This window comes from Bacillus sp. FSL M8-0071 (assembly GCF_037975455.1).
GTDB classification, from domain to species: domain Bacteria; phylum Bacillota; class Bacilli; order Bacillales; family Bacillaceae; genus Bacillus; species Bacillus subtilis.
Map to the genome: position 1 here is coordinate 1,853,465 of NZ_CP150256.1, position 24,913 is coordinate 1,878,377.

30 protein-coding genes and 4 pseudogenes are annotated in these 24,913 nt (G+C 39.6%); 29 read left to right on the top strand and 5 right to left on the bottom strand.

Annotation, left to right across the window (positions count from 1 at the left end):
• The first annotated feature begins 11 nt into the window (after positions 1-11).
• Positions 12-464, top strand: a complete 453-nt coding sequence (locus tag MKX71_RS09260; RefSeq protein WP_015252044.1) for an OsmC family protein — start codon at positions 12-14, stop codon at positions 462-464.
• Positions 465-477: 13 nt separating this feature from the next.
• Here the strand turns inward: MKX71_RS09260 and ebrB are convergent, their stop codons facing one another.
• The 3 genes from ebrB to MKX71_RS09275 form a co-directional block, all read right to left on the bottom strand.
• Positions 478-831: a multidrug efflux SMR transporter subunit EbrB gene (gene ebrB / locus MKX71_RS09265; protein ID WP_003245163.1), complete on the bottom strand. Its 354-nt coding sequence runs from the start codon at positions 829-831 to the stop codon at positions 478-480.
• A gap of 13 nt (positions 832-844) precedes the next feature.
• Complete coding sequence (gene ebrA, locus MKX71_RS09270) at positions 845-1,162, bottom strand: multidrug efflux SMR transporter subunit EbrA (protein WP_009967307.1); 318 nt, start codon at positions 1,160-1,162, stop codon at positions 845-847.
• Positions 1,163-1,298: 136 nt separating this feature from the next.
• Complete coding sequence (locus MKX71_RS09275) at positions 1,299-1,574, bottom strand: hypothetical protein (protein ID WP_029317825.1); 276 nt, start codon at positions 1,572-1,574, stop codon at positions 1,299-1,301.
• Between the two features lie 88 nt (positions 1,575-1,662).
• Between MKX71_RS09275 and MKX71_RS09280 the strand changes: the two genes are divergently transcribed.
• The 9 genes from MKX71_RS09280 to MKX71_RS09320 all read left to right on the top strand — a co-directional run bounded on the left by MKX71_RS09280 (position 1,663) and on the right by MKX71_RS09320 (position 8,535).
• Positions 1,663-2,076, top strand: a complete 414-nt coding sequence (locus tag MKX71_RS09280) for a YmaF family protein (protein ID WP_003231769.1) — start codon at positions 1,663-1,665, stop codon at positions 2,074-2,076.
• Between the two features lie 99 nt (positions 2,077-2,175).
• Positions 2,176-3,120 (top strand): tRNA (adenosine(37)-N6)-dimethylallyltransferase MiaA, encoded by a 945-nt coding sequence (gene miaA / locus MKX71_RS09285; RefSeq protein WP_003245569.1) that lies wholly within the window; start codon positions 2,176-2,178, stop codon positions 3,118-3,120.
• A gap of 39 nt (positions 3,121-3,159) precedes the next feature.
• Positions 3,160-3,381: an RNA chaperone Hfq gene (hfq, locus tag MKX71_RS09290; protein WP_003221097.1), complete on the top strand. Its 222-nt coding sequence runs from the start codon at positions 3,160-3,162 to the stop codon at positions 3,379-3,381.
• Between the two features lie 195 nt (positions 3,382-3,576).
• Positions 3,577-3,849 (top strand): YmzC family protein, encoded by a 273-nt coding sequence (locus MKX71_RS09295; RefSeq protein ID WP_014479841.1) that lies wholly within the window; start codon positions 3,577-3,579, stop codon positions 3,847-3,849.
• 81 nt (positions 3,850-3,930) lie between these two features.
• The gene (locus MKX71_RS09300) at positions 3,931-4,161 is read left to right on the top strand and encodes a hypothetical protein (protein ID WP_003245262.1); all 231 of its coding nucleotides are present in this window, start codon (positions 3,931-3,933) and stop codon (positions 4,159-4,161) included.
• A 242-nt stretch (positions 4,162-4,403) separates the two neighbouring features.
• Positions 4,404-4,796 carry a class Ib ribonucleoside-diphosphate reductase assembly flavoprotein NrdI gene (gene nrdI, locus MKX71_RS09305; RefSeq protein WP_003231758.1) on the top strand — a complete coding sequence of 131 codons (393 nt, stop codon included), beginning with the start codon at positions 4,404-4,406 and terminating at the stop codon, positions 4,794-4,796.
• Positions 4,756-6,858, top strand: a complete 2,103-nt coding sequence (nrdE, locus tag MKX71_RS09310; RefSeq protein WP_014479842.1) for a class 1b ribonucleoside-diphosphate reductase subunit alpha — start codon at positions 4,756-4,758, stop codon at positions 6,856-6,858. Before nrdI ends, nrdE begins: the two co-directional genes overlap by 41 nt.
• Positions 6,859-6,875: 17 nt before the next feature.
• A complete protein-coding gene (nrdF, locus tag MKX71_RS09315) occupies positions 6,876-7,865 on the top strand; it encodes a class 1b ribonucleoside-diphosphate reductase subunit beta (RefSeq protein WP_339231981.1) in 990 nt (329 codons plus the stop codon).
• A 49-nt stretch (positions 7,866-7,914) separates the two neighbouring features.
• On the top strand, positions 7,915-8,535 hold the full coding sequence (locus tag MKX71_RS09320; protein WP_003245105.1) for a hypothetical protein: 621 nt from the start codon (positions 7,915-7,917) through the stop codon (positions 8,533-8,535).
• A gap of 63 nt (positions 8,536-8,598) precedes the next feature.
• On the opposite strand, the gene cwlC is transcribed toward MKX71_RS09320, so the two are convergent.
• Positions 8,599-9,366, bottom strand: coding sequence for a sporulation-specific N-acetylmuramoyl-L-alanine amidase (cwlC, locus tag MKX71_RS09325; protein WP_327842057.1), 768 nt, complete (start codon positions 9,364-9,366; stop codon positions 8,599-8,601).
• Positions 9,367-10,008: 642 nt separating this feature from the next.
• Here cwlC and spoVK point away from each other — a divergent pair.
• The 10 genes and pseudogenes from spoVK to MKX71_RS09375 all read left to right on the top strand — a co-directional run bounded on the left by spoVK (position 10,009) and on the right by MKX71_RS09375 (position 18,636).
• Positions 10,009-10,977, top strand: a complete 969-nt coding sequence (gene spoVK / locus MKX71_RS09330; RefSeq protein ID WP_003231746.1) for a stage V sporulation protein K — start codon at positions 10,009-10,011, stop codon at positions 10,975-10,977.
• Positions 10,978-11,109: 132 nt separating this feature from the next.
• Positions 11,110-12,372: a GTPase HflX gene (gene hflX / locus MKX71_RS09335; protein ID WP_339202582.1), complete on the top strand. Its 1,263-nt coding sequence runs from the start codon at positions 11,110-11,112 to the stop codon at positions 12,370-12,372.
• A 17-nt stretch (positions 12,373-12,389) separates the two neighbouring features.
• Positions 12,390-13,655 carry an aminotransferase class I/II-fold pyridoxal phosphate-dependent enzyme gene (locus tag MKX71_RS09340; protein ID WP_339202584.1) on the top strand — a complete coding sequence of 422 codons (1,266 nt, stop codon included), beginning with the start codon at positions 12,390-12,392 and terminating at the stop codon, positions 13,653-13,655.
• A 110-nt stretch (positions 13,656-13,765) separates the two neighbouring features.
• A complete protein-coding gene (glnR, locus tag MKX71_RS09345; protein WP_014476884.1) occupies positions 13,766-14,173 on the top strand; it encodes a transcriptional repressor GlnR in 408 nt (135 codons plus the stop codon).
• A 58-nt stretch (positions 14,174-14,231) separates the two neighbouring features.
• On the top strand, positions 14,232-15,566 hold the full coding sequence (glnA, locus tag MKX71_RS09350) for a type I glutamate--ammonia ligase (RefSeq protein WP_003231737.1): 1,335 nt from the start codon (positions 14,232-14,234) through the stop codon (positions 15,564-15,566).
• 326 nt (positions 15,567-15,892) lie between these two features.
• Positions 15,893-16,183, top strand: a complete 291-nt coding sequence (locus MKX71_RS09355) for a hypothetical protein (RefSeq protein WP_144482429.1) — start codon at positions 15,893-15,895, stop codon at positions 16,181-16,183.
• 246 nt (positions 16,184-16,429) lie between these two features.
• A pseudogene (locus tag MKX71_RS09360) lies at positions 16,430-16,774 on the top strand (hypothetical protein).
• Between the two features lie 130 nt (positions 16,775-16,904).
• Positions 16,905-17,156 carry a hypothetical protein gene (locus MKX71_RS09365; protein WP_144482428.1) on the top strand — a complete coding sequence of 84 codons (252 nt, stop codon included), beginning with the start codon at positions 16,905-16,907 and terminating at the stop codon, positions 17,154-17,156.
• 183 nt (positions 17,157-17,339) lie between these two features.
• The gene (locus tag MKX71_RS09370; protein WP_080262658.1) at positions 17,340-17,774 is read left to right on the top strand and encodes an SMI1/KNR4 family protein; all 435 of its coding nucleotides are present in this window, start codon (positions 17,340-17,342) and stop codon (positions 17,772-17,774) included.
• A 69-nt stretch (positions 17,775-17,843) separates the two neighbouring features.
• Positions 17,844-18,636 (top strand): annotated as a pseudogene (locus MKX71_RS09375) (hypothetical protein).
• Positions 18,637-18,689: 53 nt separating this feature from the next.
• Here MKX71_RS09375 and MKX71_RS09380 read toward each other — a convergent pair.
• Positions 18,690-18,922: pseudogene (locus MKX71_RS09380) on the bottom strand (hypothetical protein).
• A gap of 243 nt (positions 18,923-19,165) precedes the next feature.
• Between MKX71_RS09380 and MKX71_RS09385 the strand changes: the two are divergent.
• From MKX71_RS09385 to MKX71_RS09425, 9 genes and pseudogenes are all read left to right on the top strand, one after another.
• Positions 19,166-19,702 carry a GNAT family protein gene (locus MKX71_RS09385; RefSeq protein ID WP_029317835.1) on the top strand — a complete coding sequence of 179 codons (537 nt, stop codon included), beginning with the start codon at positions 19,166-19,168 and terminating at the stop codon, positions 19,700-19,702.
• A gap of 78 nt (positions 19,703-19,780) precedes the next feature.
• A complete protein-coding gene (locus tag MKX71_RS09390; RefSeq protein ID WP_029317836.1) occupies positions 19,781-20,683 on the top strand; it encodes a CPBP family intramembrane glutamic endopeptidase in 903 nt (300 codons plus the stop codon).
• An 88-nt stretch (positions 20,684-20,771) separates the two neighbouring features.
• On the top strand, positions 20,772-21,152 hold the full coding sequence (locus tag MKX71_RS09395; protein WP_339231983.1) for a UPF0715 family protein: 381 nt from the start codon (positions 20,772-20,774) through the stop codon (positions 21,150-21,152).
• A gap of 542 nt (positions 21,153-21,694) precedes the next feature.
• Positions 21,695-21,925 (top strand): helix-turn-helix transcriptional regulator, encoded by a 231-nt coding sequence (locus MKX71_RS09400; RefSeq protein WP_003231687.1) that lies wholly within the window; start codon positions 21,695-21,697, stop codon positions 21,923-21,925.
• Positions 21,922-22,560, top strand: coding sequence for a DUF3885 domain-containing protein (locus tag MKX71_RS09405; RefSeq protein WP_229762306.1), 639 nt, complete (start codon positions 21,922-21,924; stop codon positions 22,558-22,560). The genes MKX71_RS09400 and MKX71_RS09405 overlap by 4 nt, the downstream gene beginning before the upstream one ends.
• 108 nt (positions 22,561-22,668) lie before the next feature.
• Positions 22,669-22,987 (top strand): annotated as a pseudogene (locus MKX71_RS09410) (hypothetical protein).
• Between the two features lie 42 nt (positions 22,988-23,029).
• Positions 23,030-23,305, top strand: a complete 276-nt coding sequence (locus tag MKX71_RS09415) for a hypothetical protein (protein WP_041335361.1) — start codon at positions 23,030-23,032, stop codon at positions 23,303-23,305.
• Positions 23,306-23,415: 110 nt separating this feature from the next.
• The gene (locus tag MKX71_RS09420) at positions 23,416-23,580 is read left to right on the top strand and encodes a hypothetical protein (protein WP_003231681.1); all 165 of its coding nucleotides are present in this window, start codon (positions 23,416-23,418) and stop codon (positions 23,578-23,580) included.
• Between the two features lie 129 nt (positions 23,581-23,709).
• Positions 23,710-24,180: a hypothetical protein gene (locus MKX71_RS09425; protein ID WP_069149639.1), complete on the top strand. Its 471-nt coding sequence runs from the start codon at positions 23,710-23,712 to the stop codon at positions 24,178-24,180.
• The last annotated feature ends 733 nt before the right edge of the window (positions 24,181-24,913 follow it).

Below are 24,913 nucleotides of genomic sequence, written 5' to 3' on the forward strand. Positions count from 1 at the left end.
GAGGCAAAACAATGGCAGATCATCATTTTTATTTAAAAGCGAACTGGCCGGGTAACCGTAATGATGTCGGTACGATCGAAAGCGGAAACCTGATCACATCGATTTCCATTCCTAAAGAAATGGATGGCCCGGGAGAAGGGACCAACCCAGATGAAATGCTTCTCGGGGCGGCAGCGACCTGTTACATTATTACACTTGCAGCGATGATGGAGAGAAGCGGGCTGGAAAAAGAAGGCTTACAGATGGAGTCAGAAGGCATTGTCGACGTCACAAAAGGAGTCTTTACATACAAAAAGATCATTCACCGTCCCTCTGTCGTGCTTAAACATGATGCTTCACAAGACGACGTCGCATTGGCGCACAAGCTTTGTAAAAAAGCGGAGTCGTCATGCATGATTTCGCGTGCAATTCAAGGAAATGTCGAGCTGCAGCTTGAAGCCTCTGTGAAACTGGGTGGAGAATAAAGAAAACAGACGGTCACTCACAGGCCGTCTGTTTTTTATCTTCAGCGTGGGCTTTCGATTGATTTAGCACGACCACGCCTGCAATGACAAGCGTGAGACCGAATACACCTTTTAAACTGATGGTTTCGCCAAAAAGCAAAAACCCGACAATTGCTGTAAGCGCGGTACCAACGCCCGACCATGTTGCATACGCGCTTGATAAGTCAATTGTTTTTAAAGAAAAGCTTAGAAACGTAAAAGCAGAAAGAAATCCGACTATGACTCCGGCAATGGGCCAGGCTTGTGTAAATCCTTCTGAAAGCTTCAACATCGTGCTCCCAAACACTTCAGATACAATGGCGAGAGCCAAATAAAGCAATCCTCTCATCTTCATCACTCCTTTACGGCCAATTAAGTAACACGACCCCTGATAGTAATAAAAGAATCCCGATAAGCCCTTTGGCATTCAGATCTTCCTTGAACCATTTTACTCCGATCACTGTCGTCAGCACCGTGCCTGCCCCGCTCCAAGTCGCATAGGAGAGGCTCAGGGGAATATGGTTTAAAGTCAGGGACAGCATATAAAAGGCGAGGGAATAGCCAATAACGACCAAAGCACTTGGCTTCCACTTTTTGAAGCCATCAGATACTTTCAGCATGGCTGCTCCTATCGATTCCGAACATATGGCAATCGTGAGGAATATATATCCTATCAACATCATGAATTCTCCTCACTATATTTTTAGATTAGAAAAAAAACTTCAGCTAGAAAAATATTAGTGTATGCCTATGTATGAGTCAAGAGATTCATTTTCACACACTTAAAAAGACCCCTTTTTAAGGGGCCTTTTGCGTTTAATAATAATAAGGGAACGGGGCATACGGATAATAGGGGTATCCGCCATAAAAATAAGGATTAAATAAAGCGCTTCCTATAAGCCCGCCTGCAAGGCCGCCGATAAACGGTCCTCCAAAAAATCCGAATGGCCGGCCAAACCCATAACCAAATCCGGGTCTTCCAAACCCGTAACCGAACCCGAACGGTCTTCCAAACCCAAATGGTCTCCCGAATCCGAACGGTCTTCCAAATATTCTTGTATCTTCAGGGCTGAAATGCTCTAACTCGTTCATGTTTTCTTTCCTCCTGTAATAAAGTGTAGATGATGCAGTGTATTCACCCTGCCCGGATTTGATTGGGCGAATCGAGAAAAAGGAGGATGTGAACACATTGGGCCTGTATCAGTCTGACTGGTCAAAAGCACCGCCCCACGCACATGCCTATCATGTCAAAACAACGAGAGAACAGGGCCATTATCATCTCATTGAAGGGTTTACTCAGCCGGCAAACGGATCAAATACCGATCAGCATACACATTACTATACAGGGATCACTTCATTTGAAAACGGCCATTTTCATCGGTATTACGGAATCTCAGGGCCGGCGATTCCCTTAGCAGATGGCACACATTATCATGAAATCGAAGAAACGACATATCTGGCCTATAACGAGCCGATTGAGATCCAGTACGGAGGGGTTGTGTACGATCCCGGAGATGACAGAAGAAAAACGCATCGTCATACCCTGAAAGGAAAGACAAGGGAAATTGTCGGCAATGAGCCGCTCGGCTGGTAGAAGGATGTTTACCGATGCAAAAAAAGGGCAAAATGGATAGGTGGTTGTCCATGTTGAATGCTATAATGGGGGGAGATTTATAAAAGAGAGTGATACATATTGAATAATACGAAGCAGCCCGTTGTCATTTTAGTCGGACCGACGGCAGTGGGGAAAACCAATTTAAGTATTCAGCTAGCCAAATCCTTAAACGCGGAAATTATCAGCGGAGATTCGATGCAGATTTATAAAGGGATGGATATTGGAACAGCTAAAATTACCGAACAGGAGATGGAGGGAGTGCCCCATCATCTGATTGACATTTTAGATCCCCAAGACTCTTTCTCTACTGCCGATTATCAAAGCTTAGTAAGAAATAAAATCAGTGAGATTGCAAATAGAGGAAAGCTTCCGATGATTGTCGGCGGTACAGGGCTTTATATACAATCTGTGCTTTACGATTATACATTTACGGAAGAGGCAAATGATCCCGTGTTTCGAGAGAGCATGCAAATGGCCGCTGAGCGGGAAGGCGCTGACTTTCTTCATGCCAAACTTGCTGCAGCAGATCCCGAGGCAGCAGCTGCGATTCATCCGAATAATACAAGAAGAGTCATTCGCGCACTGGAAATTTTACATACGTCCGGAAAAACGATGTCCCAGCATTTGAAGGAACAAAAACGAGAACTTCTGTACAATGCAGTGTTAATTGGCTTGACAATGGATAGAGACACGCTTTACGAAAGAATTAATCAGCGGGTCGATTTGATGATGCAGTCAGGCCTTCTTCCGGAAGTGAAACGCTTATACGACAAGAACGTGAGAGACTGTCAATCAATACAGGCGATAGGCTATAAAGAGCTGTATGCATATTTTGACGGTTTTGTGACACTTTCCGATGCTGTCGAACAGCTAAAGCAGAACTCGAGGCGGTATGCGAAACGCCAGCTGACGTGGTTTCGCAACAAAATGCAGGTCACATGGTTCGATATGACACCGCCTGTTGATATGGAGCTGAAAAAAAAGGAAATTTTCACACATATAGCAGGAAAACTCGAACTTTAATCGAAAATGTATGATATAGAGAATCAAGGAGGACGAAACATGAAACCGATTAATATTCAGGATCAGTTTTTGAATCAAATCCGGAAAGAAAATACGTATGTCACTGTTTTTTTGCTGAACGGCTTTCAGTTGCGGGGCCAGGTGAAAGGCTTTGATAACTTTACCGTATTGTTGGAATCGGAAGGTAAGCAGCAGCTTATATATAAACATGCGATCTCAACGTTTGCGCCGCAAAAAAACGTCCAGCTTGAACTCGAATAGATCAAAAAATGCCATGTCAAGACATGAGGAAAGGCTGCCGGGGGTTCCCGGCGGCCATTTTTAACATGAATCCACTTTTGTTCCAAGCTTTTTGTGTAAGCTGACCATGCCAAGGCACGGTCTTTTTTTATGAGAACAACATACGGAAGTAAAAATGGTATATTATGTATAAAATGAATTTGGGGGTGATCGACCTTGTTTGAAAGTGAAGCAGAACTGAGACGAATCAGGATTGCACTTGTATGGATAGCTGTCTTTTTACTGTTCGGGGCGTGCGGGAATCAAGATACCATTATTGAAACAGACAGCGGCAATTCAGACTATGAAACGCCTCAGCCCACCTCGTTTCCACTTGAACATAACCATTTTGGCGTGATGGAGGACGGCTATATCAAAATTTATGAGTATAATGAGTCCCGCAATGAGGTAAAGCTGAAGAAAGAATACGCGGATGATGAGCTTGAATAAAATTCACAAGCATTCGAATTTACAAAGCGGATGCCAGCCGCTAAACTAAATACAGACACAGATCAAACAGAGGGTGAAAACATGAAGCATAAAGTGATCGTGAATCATTGGGAAGAAATTTGCGAAGATGATTCTTGCTATGAATACGGAACAAGTATCATTGTGAACGGAAAAGAATTAATCAGAGAAGCGTCAATTATCACTGCTTTGAAGGCGGTTTTAGAAGAGATCGGCGCGGATGTTGAAATAGAAGAAACAGTAGAGAGCGAAAAATGCTGTGATAGCTTAAGAAAAAAAAATCTAGACTACTAAGCAGTTTTTTTTCATGTTATGATATACATCGGCTAAAAACGACACCCCGAGTAGGACGAGAGATGATTCTCGTTCTGCTCTCTTTTTTGGGCCCTAATGAGTCTGTCCATTTGCCTGATTTGATCAAAATATGAATTTTTCATAAAAACGAATCTATATATTGTGTTTTTGCTAGAGGGTAGTATACTATATATAGTGTTAGTGATGAGAGATTCATATTTTTTGATAGGTCGTGATAAAACGTGGTACAAATCATATTTGATTCGAAAACAGGGAATGTTCAGCGGTTTGTGAATAAAACAGGCTTTCAGCAGATACGCAAGGTGGACGAAATGGACCACGTGGACACTCCGTTTGTTTTGGTCACCTACACGACAAACTTCGGCCAGGTACCGGCATCAACACAATCATTTCTCGAAAAATACGCCCATCTCTTATTAGGAGTCGCTGCGAGCGGCAACAAAGTATGGGGCGATAACTTTGCAAAAAGCGCCGATACCATTTCAAGACAATATCAGGTGCCGATCTTGCACAAATTTGAACTCAGCGGCACATCTAAAGACGTTGAATTGTTTACTCAGGAGGTAGAAAGAGTTGTCACAAAATCAAGTGCCAAAATGGATCCAGTTAAATAACGAAATCATGATCCAAAAAGATGGAAAATTCCAGTTTGATAAGGATAAAGAGGCTGTACATAGCTATTTTGTAGATTATATCAATCAAAACACAGTCTTCTTTCACGATTTAAAAGAGAAGCTGGATTATTTGGTTGAAAACCAATACTACGAAGAGGAATTCTTAAGCCTTTATTCTTTTGAAGACATTAAAGAAGTGTTTAAGACAGCTTACGCTAAGAAGTTTCGTTTTCCTTCCTTCATGAGTGCGTTTAAATTCTATAATGACTATGCTTTGAAAACGAATGACAAGAAAAAAATCCTCGAGCGTTATGAGGACCGGATCTCAATTGTTGCGCTGTTCTTCGCTAACGGCGACACTGAGAAAGCAAAAGAATATGTAAACCTGATGATCAATCAAGAATATCAGCCGAGCACACCGACATTTCTGAACGCCGGCAGAAAACGCCGCGGTGAACTTGTGAGCTGCTTCTTGCTGGAAGTCAATGATTCCTTAAATGACATTTCAAGAGCGATCGATATCTCCATGCAGCTTTCTAAGCTTGGCGGCGGGGTTTCTCTTAACCTGTCCAAGCTTCGCGCGAAAGGTGAAGCCATTAAAGATGTTGAGAATGCGACAAAAGGCGTTGTAGGCGTCATGAAGCTTCTTGATAACGCGTTCCGTTACGCTGACCAAATGGGACAAAGACAAGGGTCCGGCGCGGCGTATTTAAACATTTTCCACCGCGATATCAATGATTTTCTTGATACGAAAAAGATTTCTGCGGATGAAGATGTACGTGTCAAAACGCTTTCGATCGGTGTTGTCATCCCGGATAAGTTCGTTGAGCTTGCACGCGAGGACAAAGCGGCTTATGTATTCTACCCGCACACGATTTATAAAGAGTACGGCCAGCACATGGATGAGATGGACATGAACGAAATGTACGACAAGTTTGTCGACAACCCTCGGGTGAAAAAGGAAAAAATCAACCCGCGGAAACTGCTTGAAAAATTAGCGATGCTTCGTTCTGAATCAGGCTATCCATACATCATGTTCCAAGATAACGTCAATAAAGTGCATGCGAATAACCATATTTCCAAGGTCAAATTTTCTAATCTTTGCTCTGAAGTGCTGCAGGCATCTCAAGTTTCTTCATACACAGACTATGATGAAGAAGATGAAATCGGTCTGGATATTTCCTGCAATCTGGGCTCGCTTAACATTCTCAATGTCATGGAGCATAAATCAATCGAAAAGACAGTCAAGCTTGCGACAGACTCTTTAACACACGTGTCTGAAACAACTGACATCCGTAATGCGCCTGCTGTGAGACGGGCAAACAAAGCGATGAAATCAATCGGCCTCGGTGCTATGAACCTTCACGGCTACCTTGCGCAAAACGGCATTGCGTATGAAAGTCCGGAAGCGCGTGATTTTGCAAACACGTTCTTTATGATGGTGAACTTCTACTCCATCCAGCGTTCTGCGGAAATCGCAAAAGAGAAGGGTGAAACGTTTGATCAATATGAAGGCTCAACCTATGCGACAGGTGAATACTTTGACAAATACGTTTCTACTGATTTCTCACCGAAATATGAAAAAATCGCTAATCTGTTTGAGGGTATGCATATCCCGACGACAGAGGACTGGAAAAAGCTAAAAGCATTTGTGGCTGAACACGGTATGTATCACAGCTACAGATTATGCATTGCGCCGACAGGCTCTATCTCATACGTCCAATCAAGTACGGCGTCTGTTATGCCGATTATGGAACGCATTGAAGAACGAACATACGGCAACTCAAAAACGTACTACCCAATGCCTGGGCTTGCATCTAATAACTGGTTCTTCTATAAAGAAGCCTACGATATGGACATGTTCAAGGTTGTGGATATGATCGCCACTATCCAGCAGCACATTGATCAGGGAATCAGCTTTACATTGTTCTTAAAAGACACAATGACGACCCGTGATTTAAACCGAATCGATCTGTATGCACATCATAGAGGAATTAAAACCATTTACTATGCAAGAACGAAAGATACTGGGCAAGACAGCTGCCTTTCTTGTGTTGTTTGATTAAAGGAGAGTTTATAGTGACAAAAATTTATGACGCAGCAAACTGGTCAAAGCATGAAGACGATTTTACCCAAATGTTCTATAACCAAAACGTGAAACAGTTCTGGCTTCCGGAAGAGATTGCTTTAAACGGCGATCTCCTCACATGGAAGTACCTCGGAAAAAATGAGCAGGATACTTATATGAAGGTACTGGCCGGACTTACGCTTCTTGATACAGAGCAGGGGAATACGGGGATGCCGATCGTGGCTGAACACGTAGACGGCCACCAGCGGAAAGCGGTGCTGAACTTTATGGCGATGATGGAGAACGCTGTCCATGCGAAGTCGTACTCTAATATTTTCATGACCCTTGCACCGACTGAAACGATCAATGAAGTATTTGAATGGGTTAAACAAAATAAATATTTGCAGAAAAAAGCGCAAATGATTGTCGGGCTTTACAACGCCATTCAAAAAGATGATGAAATTTCACTGTTCAAAGCCATGGTTGCTTCCGTCTATCTGGAAAGCTTCCTTTTCTACAGCGGTTTCTATTATCCGTTATATTTCTACGGACAAGGAAAACTGATGCAAAGCGGTGAGATCATTAACCTGATCCTTCGTGACGAAGCGATTCACGGCGTGTATGTCGGTCTCCTTGCTCAGGAAATTTATAATAAACAGACAGAAGAGAAAAAAGCAGAGCTTCGTGAATTTGCGATTGACTTTCTGAATCAGTTATATGAAAATGAGCTTGAGTATACAGAGGACTTGTACGATCAAGTCGGACTCTCACACGATGTAAAGAAATTCATCCGCTATAATGCGAATAAAGCGCTGATGAATCTTGGATTTGATCCATACTTCGAAGAGGAAGATATTAATCCGATCGTATTAAACGGATTAAACACAAAAACAAAATCGCATGACTTCTTCTCTATGAAGGGGAATGGTTATAAAAAAGCGACAGTTGAGCCGCTCAAAGATGATGACTTTTATTTTGAAGATGAAAAAGAGCAGATATAATATCTGCTCTTTTCGGCTTGAAGGTTCAAATGAGGAGGACGCAGTACCCATGGGAAAAATGGACGAAATGATTTTAGTTGCCCCGCGCGATGATGTGTTTAAGAAAGAAAGCTTAACCTTCCAGGGCGTGTACAGTGAAGATAGCAGAGTAGCCGAAATCATGGCTCAGATTGAAGCGGCCTATCGTGAAATGAGAAGAGGGGACGCAGAAGAAGATCCGCGTTTCAAGCAGCCGATACCTTATGTCGTCATTAAGCGTGAAGATGAAGTTTTTCTTTACGAGCGGCTGGCTGGCGGCGGTGAATCACGACTGCACAACAAGCTTTCTCTCGGCTTTGGCGGTCATATGAACGCCATCGAAGGGGCAGCTTCATTTGCTGAAGTCTTAAAGCTGAACACAGACCGTGAGCTTGAGGAAGAACTGCAAATAAATGAAGAAGATAAACAGGCGATTGTCACACTGGGATTGATCAATGATGATGAAAATAGTGTTGGCAAAGTGCATATCGGTATTCTTTCTGCGCTTCAATTAAAGCCTGGCGCACAAGTGGAAGTGAAGGAGAAAGAACAAATTGCGGGTAAATGGATGAAAGTTTCTGAATTAAAACAGGATGACATCTACAACCGTCTGGAAACATGGTCACAGTTTGTTGTTGATATTCTTGAATAAAAAAACCCGGTTTCTCGCGATGAGGAGCCGGGTTTTTTTATGAGACGCTCGTCCCAGTCTCGGCTATGATTCTAGGATCACAATAGCGTCAAAGCCGGCATTTTTCGCTCTGACAGCCAGGGTGTCTGCATTGTCTTTGGATGAAAATGCGCCAATCTGCACTTTGTATAATCCGTCCTTTAAAAGGACAATCGAGTCAAAACCTTTGGCTTCGGCTTTACTTGCGAGCGAGTCGGCATTCGCTTTGACTTTAAATGCGCCGATTTGAACCTTATATAACCCTAAGCTGGAAGTCTTTTTAAGGTTAAAGGCTTGCTCCAGCCCGTTTGCATGTCCTCTCGCTAAGCTTTGAATAAAACTGCTCGTTTTCAGCTTATTTGCATCGGCAACGGTATCAATGAAGCCGTTCTCGGTCAAGAGGGCAGGCATTGCCGACTCCCTTAGGACGTGGAAGTTCGCCGTTTTTTTGCCGCGATCGGCAAAGTCGACAGCTTGTATCACTTCAGAGTGAATTGCCGATTGATAAGTCGTCGTCGGGGCTCCTACACCTGGATAAATATAGCTTTCAAAACCTGTGCCTCCCCCGGAATTAACGTGAATGGACAAAAAGAAATCTGCTCCCCAGTTATTTGCGGCATTTGTCCGGTCGTTTAAGCTGACATATTGGTCGCTTGTCCGGCTCAGCAGCAGAGAAACGCCTTCATATTCATTAGTTAATATCGTACGTAAGGCTAAAGCGATTTGCAGGGTTAACGTTTTTTCCTGAAGGCCATTACCTGTTGCGCCTGGATCAGACCCGCCATGGCCAGGATCAATAAAAATTTTAACCATTTTTCATCACCTCATTACAGGATATGAAAAAACACGGCTTCTGCTTGTACGATTATCATTCAACTGAAAAATGAGGAAATAACCCTTTCACATCCAGAAATTATTTCTCGGGAAAGCGCACAATTCAACATGAAGCGACAACAGATACGGTCCGACATGAAATCTGTGCATACGCCATATGTTTGTATGTACTTTGAGTTCGGTTAACCTGCACTGATTCCTGTTGGTTTTAAGCTTTGCGTTCATATTAAATCAAGCATTTGAAACGTAAATTGATGAGAAAAGCTCCTTTCATTAAAGACACCACTTTATAAATCGAAAAAAAGAAAAACACTTCAGGTATCTTACGGCGGGTAATACGCTTCGTACAAAAAACAGCCCGTTACATGAAAAAAGGATTGGCGAATGGGGATAATAATGAGAAAAAGAAGCTCACTATAATACTCTGACAAAATGATTAAAAACAAAATCTCATGGTTTGTCCACCCCATGTCCGTGAATACAATAAGAAATAAAGTATTTCTCGGGAAAGCGCAGGATTCCTTATTGTTCCCGAAAAAAGCAATTGTTTCGACACATGATAGGCGTTTGTCACAATCGGCATCCGCTTGAATATCATATAGAGAGAACAGAGAGGTGAAGATGTTGGAGCGCGCTGTGACTTATAAAAACAACGGACAGATCAACATTATTCTGAACGGGCAAAAGCAGGTGCTGACGAATGCTGAGGCAGAGGCGGAATATCAGGCTGCATTGCAAAAAAACGAAGCAAAGCACGGCATTTTGAAGGAAATCGAAAAAGAGATGAGCGCATTAGTTGGGATGGAGGAAATGAAACGCAACATCAAGGAAATATACGCCTGGATTTTTGTGAACCAAAAACGCGCGGAGCAAGGCTTGAAGGTTGGAAAGCAAGCGTTGCACATGATGTTTAAAGGAAATCCGGGAACGGGAAAAACGACGGTTGCACGGCTCATCGGCAAGCTGTTCTTTGAAATGAATGTCCTGTCAAAAGGCCACTTAATAGAAGCGGAGCGGGCTGACCTGGTCGGGGAGTATATCGGACACACCGCCCAAAAGACGAGAGATTTAATCAAAAAGTCATTAGGTGGCATTTTGTTTATAGACGAAGCCTACTCGCTGGCAAGAGGCGGCGAAAAGGACTTTGGGAAAGAAGCGATCGACACACTTGTCAAGCATATGGAAGACAAACAGCATGAGTTTATTTTGATACTCGCCGGATATTCACGGGAAATGGATCATTTTCTCTCGTTAAATCCCGGACTCCAATCAAGATTTCCCATCTCCATTGATTTTCCGGATTACTCTGTGACCCAGCTCATGGAGATTGCGAAACGAATGATCGATGAAAGGGAATACCAGCTCAGTCAAGAAGCTGAATGGAAATTGAAAGATTACTTAATGACAGTGAAAAGCACGACAAGTCCCATTAAATTCAGCAATGGACGTTTTGTCAGAAATGTGATCGAAAAATCGATCAGAGCACAAGCCATGAGGCTTTTAATGGGAGACCAATACTTAAAAAGCGACTTGATGACCATCAAAAGCCAAGATCTTTCCATTAAAGAAGAAGCATCTGGATCTGCATAGACCTCTCTGTTTTTGAGAGGTCTGTTTTTTGCTCGTATTTCCGCTTTTCAAAGCAATCGATTTGTGGTATACACATGCAGGGTTTGGTATGATAATACTACTGCCCAATATGCAAAAGAAAGGAACATCCATTTGAACGAACAAGAAACGATTCAGGAGAAAGCCATTTTAGTCGGATGTCAGCTGCCGCATATCACGGATGAGCATTTTGAAAATTCTATGGAAGAGCTAGCATCTCTGACGAAAACAGCAGACGGAAAAGTACTGACCAGCGTCACACAAAAACGGAACAGGGCTGACGCCGCTACATATATAGGAAAAGGGAAGGTAGAAGAGCTGAAGGCACTGGTGGAAGAGCTTGAAGCTGATCTCCTCATCTTTAATGATGAACTGTCGCCAAGTCAGCTGAAGTCATTGGCAACAGCAATTGAAGTGAAGATGATTGACCGCACGCAATTGATATTAGATATTTTTGCAAAGCGGGCGAGAACGAGAGAAGGCAAACTTCAAATTGAGCTGGCTCAGCTGCAATATGCACTGCCGCGTCTGACGGGACAAGGGATCAACCTTTCCCGGCAAGGCGGTGGAATTGGGGCAAGAGGTCCCGGGGAAACGAAACTGGAAACCGACCGCCGCCATATCAGAAATCGCATTCATGAAATCAACACACAGCTTTCCACTGTCATTCGCCATAGAAGCCGATACCGTGAAAGAAGAAAGAAAAACGGTGTGCTTCAAATTGCGCTTGTCGGCTATACAAACGCAGGGAAATCAACATGGTTCAACCGCCTGACGAGTGCTGACAGCTATGAAGAAGATCTCCTGTTTGCCACGCTGGACCCGATGACCAGAAAAATGGTCCTGCCAAGCGGCTACAGTGTTCTTCTTTCAGATACAGTAGGATTTATTCAGGATCTTCCGACGACATTGATTGCTGCATTCCGCTCAACGCTTGAGGAAGTAAAAGAAGCGGATTTGATCCTGCATTTAATTGATTCTTCAAATGAGGATTATGCGGGACATGAAAAAACAGTGCTTCGGCTTCTCGAGGAGCTTGAAGCAGATGATATCCCGATGCTGACGGCTTACAATAAACGTGATCAAAAACTGCCTGATTTTATACCGTCCGCCGGAAGGGATCACATTATGGTCAGTGCGAAATTTGAGGACGACGCTGCAGCCTTTAAAGAAGCGATTCAGCGCTATTTGCGCCAAGAACTGTTAACGTCTTTTGGAGCACATGTGCCGGCAAGTGAAGGGAAGCTCCTTTCCAGAATCAAATCGGAAACGATGGTAGACCGCTTCTATTTTAATGAAGAAAATGAACAGTATGACATATCCGGCTATGTCCAAGAAGAGCAAAGTATCATCGGTGAATTAAAGAAGTATATGTAGGAAGGAAATATAAAGACATGTTTGACACATTAACACACGGAGAATTATTGAAGAAAACGGCAATGGAAGTGGAAGCGGACATTGCCGGCATTCATAAACAAATAGAAGAAATCAGCGAGCGAAATGAGTGGAGAGTGCTTCAAAGCTATAGAAAACACAAAGTAAGCGACACTCATTTCACGCCGTCTACTGGATACGGCTATGATGATATCGGAAGAGACACGCTTGAAAGCATATATGCGGATGTGTTTGGCGGAGAAGCGGGGCTTGTAAGGCCGCAAATCATTTCAGGCACACATGCCATCTCAATTGCTTTGTTCGGTGTCCTCAGACCGGGGGACGAGCTCCTTTATATCACGGGCAAGCCGTATGATACGCTAGAGGAAATTGTGGGCGTCAGGGGTGGAGAAAACGCTGGTTCGTTAAAGGATTTTCAAATCGGCTATAATGCGGTTGATCTGACGAAAGACGGAAAGATAGACTATGATGCAGTCGCCGCTGCGATCAATCCGAAGACAAAAGTAATCGGCATTCAGCGCTCAAAAGGATATGCGAATCGCCCTTCTTTCTTAATTAGAGAAATAAAAGAAATGATCCGTTTTGTAAAAGAAATCAATGAAAATCTGATCGTCTTTGTGGACAACTGTTACGGAGAATTTGTGGAAGAGCTTGAGCCTTGCCATGTCGGAGCCGACCTGATGGCGGGATCTCTCATTAAAAATCCCGGCGGCGGCCTTGCGAAAACAGGCGGCTACCTCGTCGGAAAAGCGAAATGGATTGAAGCTTGCTCATACCGTATGACGTCACCCGGCATCGGCAGAGAAGCGGGGGCATCTCTTTACTCGCTCCAAGAAATGTACCAAGGCTTCTTTTTGGCGCCTCACGTTGTGTCTCAAAGTTTAAAGGGAGCGGTGTTTACAGCGAGATTCCTTGAAAAACTCGGCTTCACTTCAAACCCGAAATGGGATGCGAAAAGAACGGATTTAATACAATCCGTTGAGTTTTCTGACAGAGAAAAGATGATTGCTTTTTGCCAGGCTATTCAATTTGCATCGCCAATCAATGCTCATGTGACGCCTTATCCAGCCTACATGCCTGGATACGAGGATGATGTCATTATGGCAGCAGGGACGTTTATTCAAGGAGCAAGCATCGAATTATCAGCTGATGGCCCTATCCGCCCGCCGTATGTAGCGTATGTTCAGGGAGGATTAACCTATTCGCATGTGAAGAATGCCATATGCAGTGCAGTGGATTCATTGATGCAAAAGCAATTAATTTAAATTTTTTAAAAATTTCTCTGTATTTTGATGTTAAGAATCCTTACATCGTATTGACACAAAATATAACATCACCTATAATGAAACTAAGTTAAGAAAAGGAGGAAATTGAGATGAGTGATAATATTCGCCGCTCAATGCCTTTATTTCCAATAGGAATTGTCATGCAGTTAACTGAGTTATCAGCAAGACAAATTCGATATTATGAGGAAAATGGACTGATATTTCCAGCCAGAAGTGAAGGGAATAGACGATTATTTTCATTTCATGATGTAGATAAACTGTTAGAAATCAAGCACCTGATAGAACAAGGTGTAAACATGGCAGGAATTAAACAGATTCTGGCGAAAGCCGAAGCTGAGCCAGAGCAAAAACAAAGCGAGAAGACGAAAAAACCAATGAAACATGATCTGTCCGATGACGAACTGAGACAGCTCCTGAAAAACGAGCTCATGCAAGCCGGCCGTTTTCAAAGAGGGAATACATTCCGTCAAGGCGACATGTCCCGCTTCTTTCATTAATCCGTTAGCAACTGTTTTGCTATATACATTTACCTTTTAAGAGGAGGAATTTTACCAAATGGCAAAGTACACTAGAGAAGATATCGAAAAATTAGTAAAAGAAGAAAACGTGAAGTATATCCGCCTTCAATTTACTGACATTCTTGGAACAATCAAGAATGTTGAGATTCCTGTAAGCCAGCTTGGAAAAGCGCTTGATAATAAAGTCATGTTTGACGGTTCTTCTATTGAGGGATTCGTTCGTATCGAAGAGTCAGACATGTACCTGTATCCAGATCTAAATACATTTGTTATCTTCCCATGGACAGCTGAAAAAGGTAAAGTAGCACGTTTCATCTGTGATATTTACAATCCGGATGGCACACCTTTCGAAGGTGACCCGCGAAACAACTTAAAACGGATTCTGAAAGAAATGGAAGACCTCGGCTTCAGTGATTTCAACCTTGGACCTGAGCCTGAATTCTTCTTATTCAAATTGGACGAAAAAGGCGAGCCAACGCTTGAACTAAACGACAAAGGCGGATATTTCGACTTAGCTCCAACGGATTTAGGAGAAAACTGCCGCCGCGATATCGTGCTTGAGCTTGAAGAGATGGGCTTTGAAATCGAAGCATCTCACCACGAAGTAGCACCTGGTCAGCACGAAATTGACTTTAAATATGCTGGAGCAGTCCGCTCTTGTGATGACATCCAAACATTTAAACTAGTTGTCAAAACAATTGCCCGCAAACACGGCCTGCATGCGACATTTATGCCAAAACCATTGTTCGGCGTGAACGGTTCAGGTATGCACTGCAATCTATCACTCTTCAAAAATGGTGTTAACGCATTCTTTGACGAAAACGCAGATCTTCAGTTAAGTGAAACAGCGAAACACTTCATTGCAGGTATCGTGAAGCACGCAACAAGCTTTACAGCAGTAACAAACCCGACAGTAAACTCTTACAAACGTCTTGTTCCTGGCTATGAAGCACCTTGCTATGTAGCATGGAGCGCGCAAAACAGAAGCCCGCTTATCCGTATCCCGGCTTCTCGCGGCATCAGCACACGTGTTGAAGTACGCAGCGTAGACCCAGCTGCAAACCCATACCTTGCACTTAGCGTATTGCTTGCTGCAGGATTAGACGGAATCAAAAACAAACTGGAAGCGCCGGCTCCAATCGACCGCAACATCTATGTGATGAGCAAAGAAGAGCGCATGGAAAACGGTATCGTTGACCTTCCAGCAACACTTGCGGAAGCACTAGAAGAATTCAAATCAAACGAAGTCATGGTCAAAGCGCTGGGCGAGCATCTATTCGAACACTTCATCGAAGCAAAAGAAATCGAATGGGATATGTTTAGAACACAAGTACATCCTTGGGAACGCGAACAGTATATGTCTCAGTATTAATCTCTCAATCCCTTGGCACTATTGGTGTCAGGGGATTTTTTATGTTAATAGGTAATAAATTATGGAGCGGCACTGCTAAAAAGCAGGGTCACTTTTATCTATGTCACTAATAATTCTATGTCTAAATTTTCAATTAGGAAAATAATTCCATCCTTAAGGAAAGCAATACGCATAAATAATTCGACAAACTCTGTGATAATTCCATTGTTCAATACTTCTACCGGCAATAATAAGATGAGCAAGGCGGATGTTTATCATTGACATCATAACCAAATAAATCCATAATTGCGTTGAAATCTAAATCAATTTTCAAAAAGGAGATTTCTATGAAAAAATTGACTATCTTCTCCGGGGGATTAGGAGTGGTTTTTTCTGTACTGGCTCAACTGTTTGCGGTTATAGATGACTCTTACACTTTGGGGAATTTATGGTTTTTAGGTGCTTTGGCGGGAATTATAACCATGCTTGCTTCAATCCAGACAAATAATAAACCAATCTTCAGCATTTTATTAATTTCTAGTTCAGTAATAGGTCTACTTGGAACTGGTCTTGTATACATCATACCAACACTGTTCAATATAATAATAATTTATAAATTTTCAAAAGTAAGCCAGTAAGCCAATGGTAAAATAAAGGTTCTTTTTTTATTTAGCATCCCTTTGACAAGGTCGGTAATGAATCGCAGAATGCTTATGCTTGCAACTGATCCACACAGCTGGGGCTTCCGTGGGCATGATTATCGAACGCCATGTTTCTAGGATACCGGAATTGAAACATTTGCTGAGACATTTCGTGAAGCTGATCACCAAATGACCATTTTCATAGAGGCACGTCTAAAGAAGCTATCATAGGAGGACAATACTGTGTGGAAAGCTTTAAGTCAATTACTCAAGAAACAGAAAAATCAAAGTCCAAGCGATGAAGATTATATACAGATTCCAGAATTAGAAGTAAAAGTTTTGGGGATGCTTCACAGTATCAATATAGACTTGGTTAATTTAATAGCTCAAGCAGAAAAGTCTAAGGAGTTTATAGGATAAATCGAAGGCATCTGGCATTCTATAGAAAATCAATTTTATTCACTCGCCCAAGGGTTTGAGAATGAGGATATCAATAAGCTTTCTGCGGATCTTGATCATGCTGCCGCCACTTGGGAAACTGTTGCTAATAAAGCAAAAGAGTTTGTAACAAATTCATACCAAGGGTAAAAGAAAAATAAGGGCCTGAAAGGGCTCTTTTGCTTATAGTCATATTTCCCGTAAGTATAACTTTTTGGATTTATTAAATTTTAAAGCGTGTTTGTTTCACTGAATTCATAGTCAAAAGGGGAATGTTTTTATGCTTGGAATCAACGTTGAAAAATCAAATGAAAACTTAATTATCAATTGGCAGCGATCCAAAATTGAAATTCCAATCAAAGAAATCAATGATGTATTTCTTGATCCAAACTATGGGGGAGAGGAGAAAAGCGCAGTAAGGATTGGGTTTCCTTATGGCTCAAAAGATAGGGTAGTAATTAAAACAGCATATAACACTTACATTTTGTTCACCACTAATCCTGCTTTAATTATGAGTAAAATTGTTTCTTAATAAACAGTTTATGTCCCTTTTAAATTTATCTTAATGTTCTGTATGGTAAAATTTAGTGAGATGATTTAAGGAGGAGGAGCATTTATGGAAGAAGGAAAGTTAGTTCACATGACATTAGATGGTATTAAGAAAGCAGTTACTAAATATGGTACATTTCCTGTGTTCCATCATGGGGGCTATGTCTTGGAAGATGCTACTTTTCATTTCAAAAATCCAGCAACTCCTCAAGAAATTAGCGGCTTAGAAAAGAAATTAGGTGTTACTTTTCCTAATGACTTTAAAGAGTTTTTGTTACAACACAATGGGATGGAAATGTTTGATGGCATTGAAATACTTAGCTTAGAGGGAATCGTTGAATATAATGAGGTTCAAGATTTCCCAGAGGGATACTTATTAATAGGATATCATTTTGATGGAAGGTATGTCATAGACACAAACAAATCAAAAAAAGGATTAGGTTATATGTTATATCTAGACTCAATTGACGATATTGAAGATGCGATTAACTTAAATTCTAATTTCGAGATATGGTTTGATATGCTAGTGTCTTCTAATGGAACGAAATATTGGGAAGTAAATCCGAATCTCCAAGAGTATTATAAACTGGTTTCAGAATAACACTTCGGCAAAAGAAAAAATTATGACTAATTTCAACAACCAAAGAATCTGCTATTTGAGGGAAGTATAATGACAATTTACGAGCAAATTAAAGATGCTTTGAAAAATAAGATCAATGAGTTGGTTTCACCTCAAGAAGTAAAGAAAACCCTTCAAGAAAAATACGGAACTAATCCGGATAGCATTATTTTATCAGATTATTGTTATAACCGGTATAATAAGGGGATTTCTTTTAATAAGCACCTCTTTGAATATGTGAATAGAAGTTCTTACAAATACTTAGGTGAAAACTCTCTTTATACAGGACTTATTTTCAGAAAATCAAAAGGGGAAGATAAGGAAGTTATCGTAGGCAAATGGGTAAACGGTGTTAAATCACTCCGAGAAGCTTTTATTACTAATAACCAAATAAATGATCAAGCCGAAATCATTAGTAAAGAACAACTTGTAAACCTTTATAATGAATATAACCAAATCCTGAGATATGAAATGAATGTATTGAACTGTAAGCCTACAGAATTGAGGCATTTAATTGGCAGAATCGGTGAATTCATTTGTGCAATCCAAACCAACGGCACTCTGGCACGTCAAACTAATCAGCATGGATTTGATGTTGTGAGTGATGGCAGACGGATTAGTGTAAAAACAACAGCTCAATCAAGTGGTTTTATTTCGATAAATAAAAATACATTTCATGATTTTGATGGTTTTTTTTGTAGTTCAATACGTAAATGATGATTTTAAAGTTATTTTCTTCGGATCAAAGGAAGAAGTGCAAAAAATAAGCAGAGTTTATGGAAGTCAATACGAAGTTGAAATTTCACATCTTAAAAAGATTAACAAGGAATACCAATTAAATTAAACAATCTTGTTGATAACAAAACATCCCCTTACTTATTGTAAGGGGACGTTTGTTTAATCCTCATATATTTTATCTTCGCACTCTGGCTTACGAGTTGCATCCACAGTAAATGATCTTACTTCGTCTTTAGTTTTGTCCTAAATTCCCCGTATTACTTTTTTCTATTTAGATAACAACCATTGATTTCAATGCCGCCCATTGGATTTACCTCATAATCATCAGTGTAATCAATTGATTCAAAATCTTTATCGTTTGTTTTAATAAAGTCATTAGCCAAAGAATACAACTCTTCTTTTTACAGAACTACTCGAACTTCCGTTTTTTTACCATATTGTTCCTTCATAATTATCCCTCAGGGAAAGGTAAGGGAATTATTTTTGAGAATCATATTCCATTGCTTGTTCACAGTCAGAAATCCTTGAGTTGTTCTAGCAAGAGGCAATATTGTTGAATAAGGATAGTTTTAAAGAGGTTATTGTTGTCTTCATATTGAAATAAAGATTAAGTATATTAGAGGGGAGTTGCTTTAATGCACATAACAACAAAAAGGTTATTGATACGTGAATTTGAATTCAAAGATTGGCAAGCTGTATATGAGTATACATCTGATAGTAATGTAATGAAGTATATACCTGAAGTGGTTTTTACTGAAGAAGATGCAAAGGCATTTGTAAATAAAAACAAAGGTGATAACGCTGAAAAATTCCCTGTCATACTAAGAGATCAAGACTTTCTTATAGGCCATATTGTTTTTTATAAGTATTTTGGTGAACATACATATGAAATTGGGTGGGTGTTTAATCCCAATTATCAAAATAAAGGGTATGCTTCTGAGGCAGCCCAAGCTATCTTGGAATATGGATTTAAAGAAATGAACTTACATAGGATTATAGCTACGTGTCAACCTGAGAATATTCCTTCATACCGAGTTATGGAGAAGATCGGAATGAGAAGAGAAGGATTTTTTAAAAAATGTATTCCGAAAGGCAATGAATGGTGGGATGAATATTATTACGCTATTTTAGAGGAAGAGTGGAATTGTAAGAGGGGTAATGCAGGAATTTGAAACCATAACAGCTATAGAACGTATAGTGATAGTAGGGCTTATAGTGCTTAATATGAATGATGTGAGAGGGGTATCCAAATGCAAATTCATCTCACCAAAAGCGGAAAACAAGACAATCATCATAAATGGTTAGGAACTGTCTTGCTCAGTTGGGGAACATTCGTATTTGCTTTGTTTTTTGCTACTTTAGTCGGTTCAATGGCTAGCCAAGCAGGAGCTTCCAAGCTTTTGAAGCAAGGCATCCAAGCAGGTTTAGTCACATTAATAACTGTCCCGTTGCTCTACATTCTTCTTAAACGGATGTCTAGTAGACCCTTTTATTCTATAGGACTGTCTGAGTGGCGGCAAGCCATTCCGAAAGCCATAATAGGAGCAATATATGTGATTGTATTATCCGGGTCTGGTTTCGCTATCGCCCATTTATTAGGCTGGATCAAAGTTACACAATTTCACTTCTCTGTCCATTTAGTGACAGCATTGCTCCTAAATATGATTATCGCATTCTTTTATGAAGCTTTTCCAGAGGAATTAACTTTTCGTGGGACGGTGTACTATGCTCTAAATAAGCGTTGGAACTGTTTTATGGCCTTACTCCTACAACCAATCCTGTTTGTGCTTGCACCAATAATTGTAAGTGTTTTGCAATATATAGCTGGAATTGAATCACCTGCTATCACATTAGATTACATCGTTTTATTGTTGACTTTTGGATGCATCCTTCAACTCCTGCGTATTGTAACAGGAAGCTTATGGACGTCTATCGCTTTTCATCTAGCCTTTCTTGAAAATTCTCGGTTCTTCGTCCTGCAGGGGAAGGAGCGCTTTATTACCTATGAAGAAATTGTTCCGGGAACAGGTGCGCTGTTTGTGATCTTTTTTATGTTGCTTATTGTCGGTACTCTACTATTAATACCTGTTGCGATAACTCGCCGAAATACTATTCAATGGCGGAAGAATGAGAAATGCGACCAAGATGTTTAATTTCTGAGTAGAACAGTAGTTTTAAAGTGATTTTAAGGAGGATCTAGACAATGTTGAAGAAGCATTCATTTAGAAAGAGGTTATAAACATGCAAGTTTTAAGGATCATATTTGTTCATGTCTTGTCCGCGTTATCAGCTGCTGTTGTTTATGTTTTTGGCATTGGTTATGACGGCTACATACCATACTTCCTAATAAGTGTTCTTCTCTTTATCTTTTATTTAATCTTTGCTGCACCTGTTCAATATTTCTTAAATCGCAATCCAAAAAGGTTTAACACGAAATATTTACTCATATACATATTCTTTTCCTTCTTAGTATGGTTATTCTTCGCTTTCATTACTGATCCAAAAAACACCTTAAACTTTCTGATGGGATATGAAGTTTACTTGTTTAGCGTCTCATTTGCCGTAATATTTTGGATCTGGGACTCGGTTTTCCTGCAAAACATTGGGAGGGTAGCAGCGTAGCTTAAATCATCACAATCCTTTTCCTTATGCACGGTCAAAAAGCCCTTTTATTTACCGAATTATGCCATAAATGGGTAAGGGAGAGAGGGATGAAAAGGGTTAATCGTTTAACTTTGGTTTGCTTAGGCTTAGTCTCAAGTTTTACTCTTCCGAATGCTGAAGCAAAGCTAACGGTGGATTAAACAAATGTAGACTTTGTTTTGATCGACCGGAATTTTGACCTCACTTGGTTATAAATTCACAATACACAATAATAAAGACTGTACTCTAAATATGAAACTTAGCAGAATAGCTCTAACTGATGGATATTATCAAGGAGCGAGAAAGAATTCACAGGAAGTTATTTGGACTACAGTGCAGCAGACCGAGTAGAAGGTGATCAGTTGGAAATAACAAAAAGTCCAGGCTGCGGCGATGTGTGGATAAAAGGTACTTATGGATTTGAACATGAAGAGCGGGATTATTAAATTCAGCGAGGTCAAGGATCCATTATAAACTTAATGATCATTTTAAGTGATCAAAAATAACTAAAAGGTGAGAATATGATTAAATCAAAGTTAAAAACGATTATAGACCAAAGAAAGATCAGTATCCGGAAACTTTCCAGAGATATTGATCATGAGTATCCAACTGTCAGAAAGCTATATAATAACGAAATGGAGCGGTATCCGAGAGAGCTGTTTGATAAAGTCTGGCCCTATCAAAACATCGAACTGCATGAGTTGTTGATATTCCAAAAAGATCATATTCCTAAAGTGAGAATGTCTAAATGAAGATAATGAAGTATATGGAGGAAAGGTTTCAAAACCTCGAATTCATTCCTAGCATCTATAATCAATGGGGCATAGGAATCCATTTTTGTCTTGGGGAAAATATCTATCAACTCAAAGAGAAAGAAGAATTGAATCTTAAGAGGTTCCAAGTTGTATATGAGCAAATAACAATCATTTTTAATGAATTATTTGAACAAAACGATGACATATTTCTTGTGACGAATATGTATAAGCACAAGAAAGAGAAATGTATAAGAAAATTAAAGGTCTATCAACCGTTTCTAAAGTGTAAAAATCATTTGAATCAAATTCTGGTGAAGACATATCCCTACCCTTTCGAAATCAATAACGCTGAAGAATACGAGATGCAACAATTTTCCTTGTTATGCAAACCTCGAGACTTACGTGTAACTGAATTACTTAAAGCAGCCAGTAATGAAGATTTTCCATTGAAACCGAAATTCGGAGGCTATTCTATTGATTACCCTGATGTTTTCTTTGTGAACATTACAAAAGACATTATTTTCTTTATCTATGATGACCGTGGATGTGAAGTCATAGCTCTTGATTTCAAACGAATACGTCCACTTTATGAAAAATATCACGACTGGGTAGAAGAGTATAAGTGCATGTAATACTCTTTCATAAAACGATTTATACCAGAAAAAGCAGAATTAGATTATGGGGGCCTTACATACTAAACGGTTATTGAAACTAAGAAACTTAGAATTTTTTCAGTTGGTATTGATGATGAGAGATCTGCATTTTTATTAGTACTTGATGAAAGATTAGTAGATTTTGATTCTCAAGGTGGAAACCTTATTAGTGTTTATTTAGTTACTCACTTTGAGTTATCTGATCAATCGTATTCTTTTGGGTATGAAGCATAACTGTTCGTATGCAATGGATATTCTAAGCGTTAAAGAGGAATTTGATTTCGATTTCCCATTTAATATGCTTGCAATAAAAAGCTACGTACAAGAATTAATAAAAAGGTTAGGGATTGATATCACTCTGCCTGAAATGAAAGAAAGAGATTTTGACAAACTTTCTCAAGACTAAATAAAACTACGATTTTAAAGAGAACGGAGACTTGCTTTCAATATGAATGTTAGAAAAGCTGCAGCTATTTTTTCAATCACGATTCCAATTATCTCAGCTATCTTAATTATTAATTTTTTTACGGGAGTTATGTCAATTCCATGGCAAGGAATGCCGGTGTTTTTTCCATTATTACTTTCTCCTATAGGAATCATTTTAGCGTTCGTTTCAATAAAGACAAATAAACGGTGTGCTGTATATGGGATTGTCTTAAATGCAATTATGTTTCCATTTCCTTTTTTCTGGTTTATCGGAGGGACTTTGTTATTTGGAGTTTAATCCATTAGGCATTACGCTTATACATTGGTATTTTCGAGCTTGTCAAAAGAAGGAATAAAAAATTTTCAGAATTGCTTGGCTTTACTTTATGATGAAAGGGGTCGAGTAAGATGGATAAAAAAAAGGATGAAATACAAAGAAAGTATAGGGAGCAAATGAGGGAGAAGAAAGAACGAGAAAAAGAAGATGGCAGTTCACATACTTTTGAAATTGTTGTTGTGCTAGCCATTATCATATTGATGTTTTTCTTTAATTCAGTATTTAAGGCTTTTTAGATATTGTACAGATGACTTTCAGGATTATTGAAAAAATAACCCTTTGAGGTATTAGTATTGAAGGACTTATGAAAATTCAAGAGGCAGTTGAATCTTAAATAATTAATTACCAAATATCGGGGATGGAAAATGAAATTGTATAATGAATTTATCAATATAGCTAAAATTTTTAATAAAGAGCTAGACATCATTCCATTATTATATGGCTCTTTAGGTCTTGAAAAGGTAACTGGGTTGGGCTTTTCCCCAGAAGATATTGATATCCTTATTCCTTTAATTTTTTTAGAGGAAAAGTGGGGAAAACTAAAAAAAGTGATGGAACTGCATGGATACAAAATGGTTGATTTACATGAGCATGAATTTAAGAAAACTAATACCAAAATAGGCATTGCTTACATTGAGGATTTAAAACCATTTGCAGATGTAGACTATAATAACCTAGAGGTTTTTGAAGATGACGGAGCGAAATATCATTTGCTAACGATTGATGATTACCTCAAGGTTTATAAAAAGTCTTTATTAGATGGCTATAGAAGAAGGAAGAAGAATCATAAAGACCAAAGTAAAATTAACATATTGAATAAATTAATACAGAATTAATTTCTGTATTCTCTTTTGTTTTCACCCTCAATTAAATTTTTAAGATTAAAATAAGTTTGGATAAATCATAGTGTTTAACACAGTCTTTAATCCTCAGACAGTCAAATAGCCATTTCTACTCCTGTTGAAAGCTTCTCTATTTTTGCTTCTTATTTATTCCTGTATTGATATAAGTATGTAGGGTTGGACTTATAACATAAACTACTCTGGCCATTCCTTTTCTTTCTACTCATGACCAAGTTTGCCATCAGCATAAATCTACGATAACAGTCTCCATACATCCTGTTATCACCTTTATCAAACTGTTAATGCAGCTTACCACTAACCAATTCCTTATTTCGCATAGATCATCTTTGTCATGTGGTTACACAAGAATCTGTTTTCGGACTGATCGTTGTTAAATGATACATGACATTCGCAAATATTTGAAACACTGAATATAACGAAACATTCAAAAATCAATATTTAATTCATTCTGTTTAAACTTTCTGAAGAATATGTTGAAAAAGTTGAAAGGATTTTATAATATTAAATCAAGTTAGTTTGTTCGATCAACAAACTAATAAGATGAACTTTCATTGTCCACAAGATAAGGTCTTACTGAATATGGATGGAAGGAGGATAAGAGGATCGATTTAATGGAGCTAAACAATATAAGAAACGAAAGAATGAGGCTTTTATCCTTTTCCAGGTATATAAGGTATGACGAGAAAAGATGAATTTTTTGCTTGCT

Bases quoted from the DNA above. Each gene is read 5' to 3' on its own strand.
- MKX71_RS09260 (WP_015252044.1), top strand. From the start codon at position 12: ATGGCAGATCATCATTTTTATTTAAAAGCGAACTGGCCGGGTAACCGT.
- ebrB (WP_003245163.1), bottom strand. From the start codon at position 831: ATGAGAGGATTGCTTTATTTGGCTCTCGCCATTGTATCTGAAGTGTTT.
- ebrA (WP_009967307.1), bottom strand. From the start codon at position 1,162: ATGTTGATAGGATATATATTCCTCACGATTGCCATATGTTCGGAATCG.
- MKX71_RS09275 (WP_029317825.1), bottom strand. From the start codon at position 1,574: ATGAACGAGTTAGAGCATTTCAGCCCTGAAGATACAAGAATATTTGGA.
- hfq (WP_003221097.1), top strand. From the start codon at position 3,160: ATGAAACCGATTAATATTCAGGATCAGTTTTTGAATCAAATCCGGAAA.
- MKX71_RS09300 (WP_003245262.1), top strand. From the start codon at position 3,931: ATGAAGCATAAAGTGATCGTGAATCATTGGGAAGAAATTTGCGAAGAT.
- MKX71_RS09320 (WP_003245105.1), top strand. From the start codon at position 7,915: ATGGGAAAAATGGACGAAATGATTTTAGTTGCCCCGCGCGATGATGTG.
- cwlC (WP_327842057.1), bottom strand. From the start codon at position 9,366: ATGGTTAAAATTTTTATTGATCCTGGCCATGGCGGGTCTGATCCAGGC.
- spoVK (WP_003231746.1), top strand. From the start codon at position 10,009: ATGTTGGAGCGCGCTGTGACTTATAAAAACAACGGACAGATCAACATT.
- MKX71_RS09340 (WP_339202584.1), top strand. From the start codon at position 12,390: ATGTTTGACACATTAACACACGGAGAATTATTGAAGAAAACGGCAATG.
- glnR (WP_014476884.1), top strand. From the start codon at position 13,766: ATGAGTGATAATATTCGCCGCTCAATGCCTTTATTTCCAATAGGAATT.
- glnA (WP_003231737.1), top strand. From the start codon at position 14,232: ATGGCAAAGTACACTAGAGAAGATATCGAAAAATTAGTAAAAGAAGAA.
- MKX71_RS09355 (WP_144482429.1), top strand. From the start codon at position 15,893: ATGAAAAAATTGACTATCTTCTCCGGGGGATTAGGAGTGGTTTTTTCT.
- MKX71_RS09365 (WP_144482428.1), top strand. From the start codon at position 16,905: ATGCTTGGAATCAACGTTGAAAAATCAAATGAAAACTTAATTATCAAT.
- MKX71_RS09385 (WP_029317835.1), top strand. From the start codon at position 19,166: ATGCACATAACAACAAAAAGGTTATTGATACGTGAATTTGAATTCAAA.
- MKX71_RS09390 (WP_029317836.1), top strand. From the start codon at position 19,781: ATGCAAATTCATCTCACCAAAAGCGGAAAACAAGACAATCATCATAAA.
- MKX71_RS09395 (WP_339231983.1), top strand. From the start codon at position 20,772: ATGCAAGTTTTAAGGATCATATTTGTTCATGTCTTGTCCGCGTTATCA.
- MKX71_RS09400 (WP_003231687.1), top strand. From the start codon at position 21,695: ATGATTAAATCAAAGTTAAAAACGATTATAGACCAAAGAAAGATCAGT.
- MKX71_RS09405 (WP_229762306.1), top strand. From the start codon at position 21,922: ATGAAGATAATGAAGTATATGGAGGAAAGGTTTCAAAACCTCGAATTC.
- MKX71_RS09415 (WP_041335361.1), top strand. From the start codon at position 23,030: ATGAATGTTAGAAAAGCTGCAGCTATTTTTTCAATCACGATTCCAATT.
- MKX71_RS09420 (WP_003231681.1), top strand. From the start codon at position 23,416: ATGGATAAAAAAAAGGATGAAATACAAAGAAAGTATAGGGAGCAAATG.
- MKX71_RS09425 (WP_069149639.1), top strand. From the start codon at position 23,710: ATGAAATTGTATAATGAATTTATCAATATAGCTAAAATTTTTAATAAA.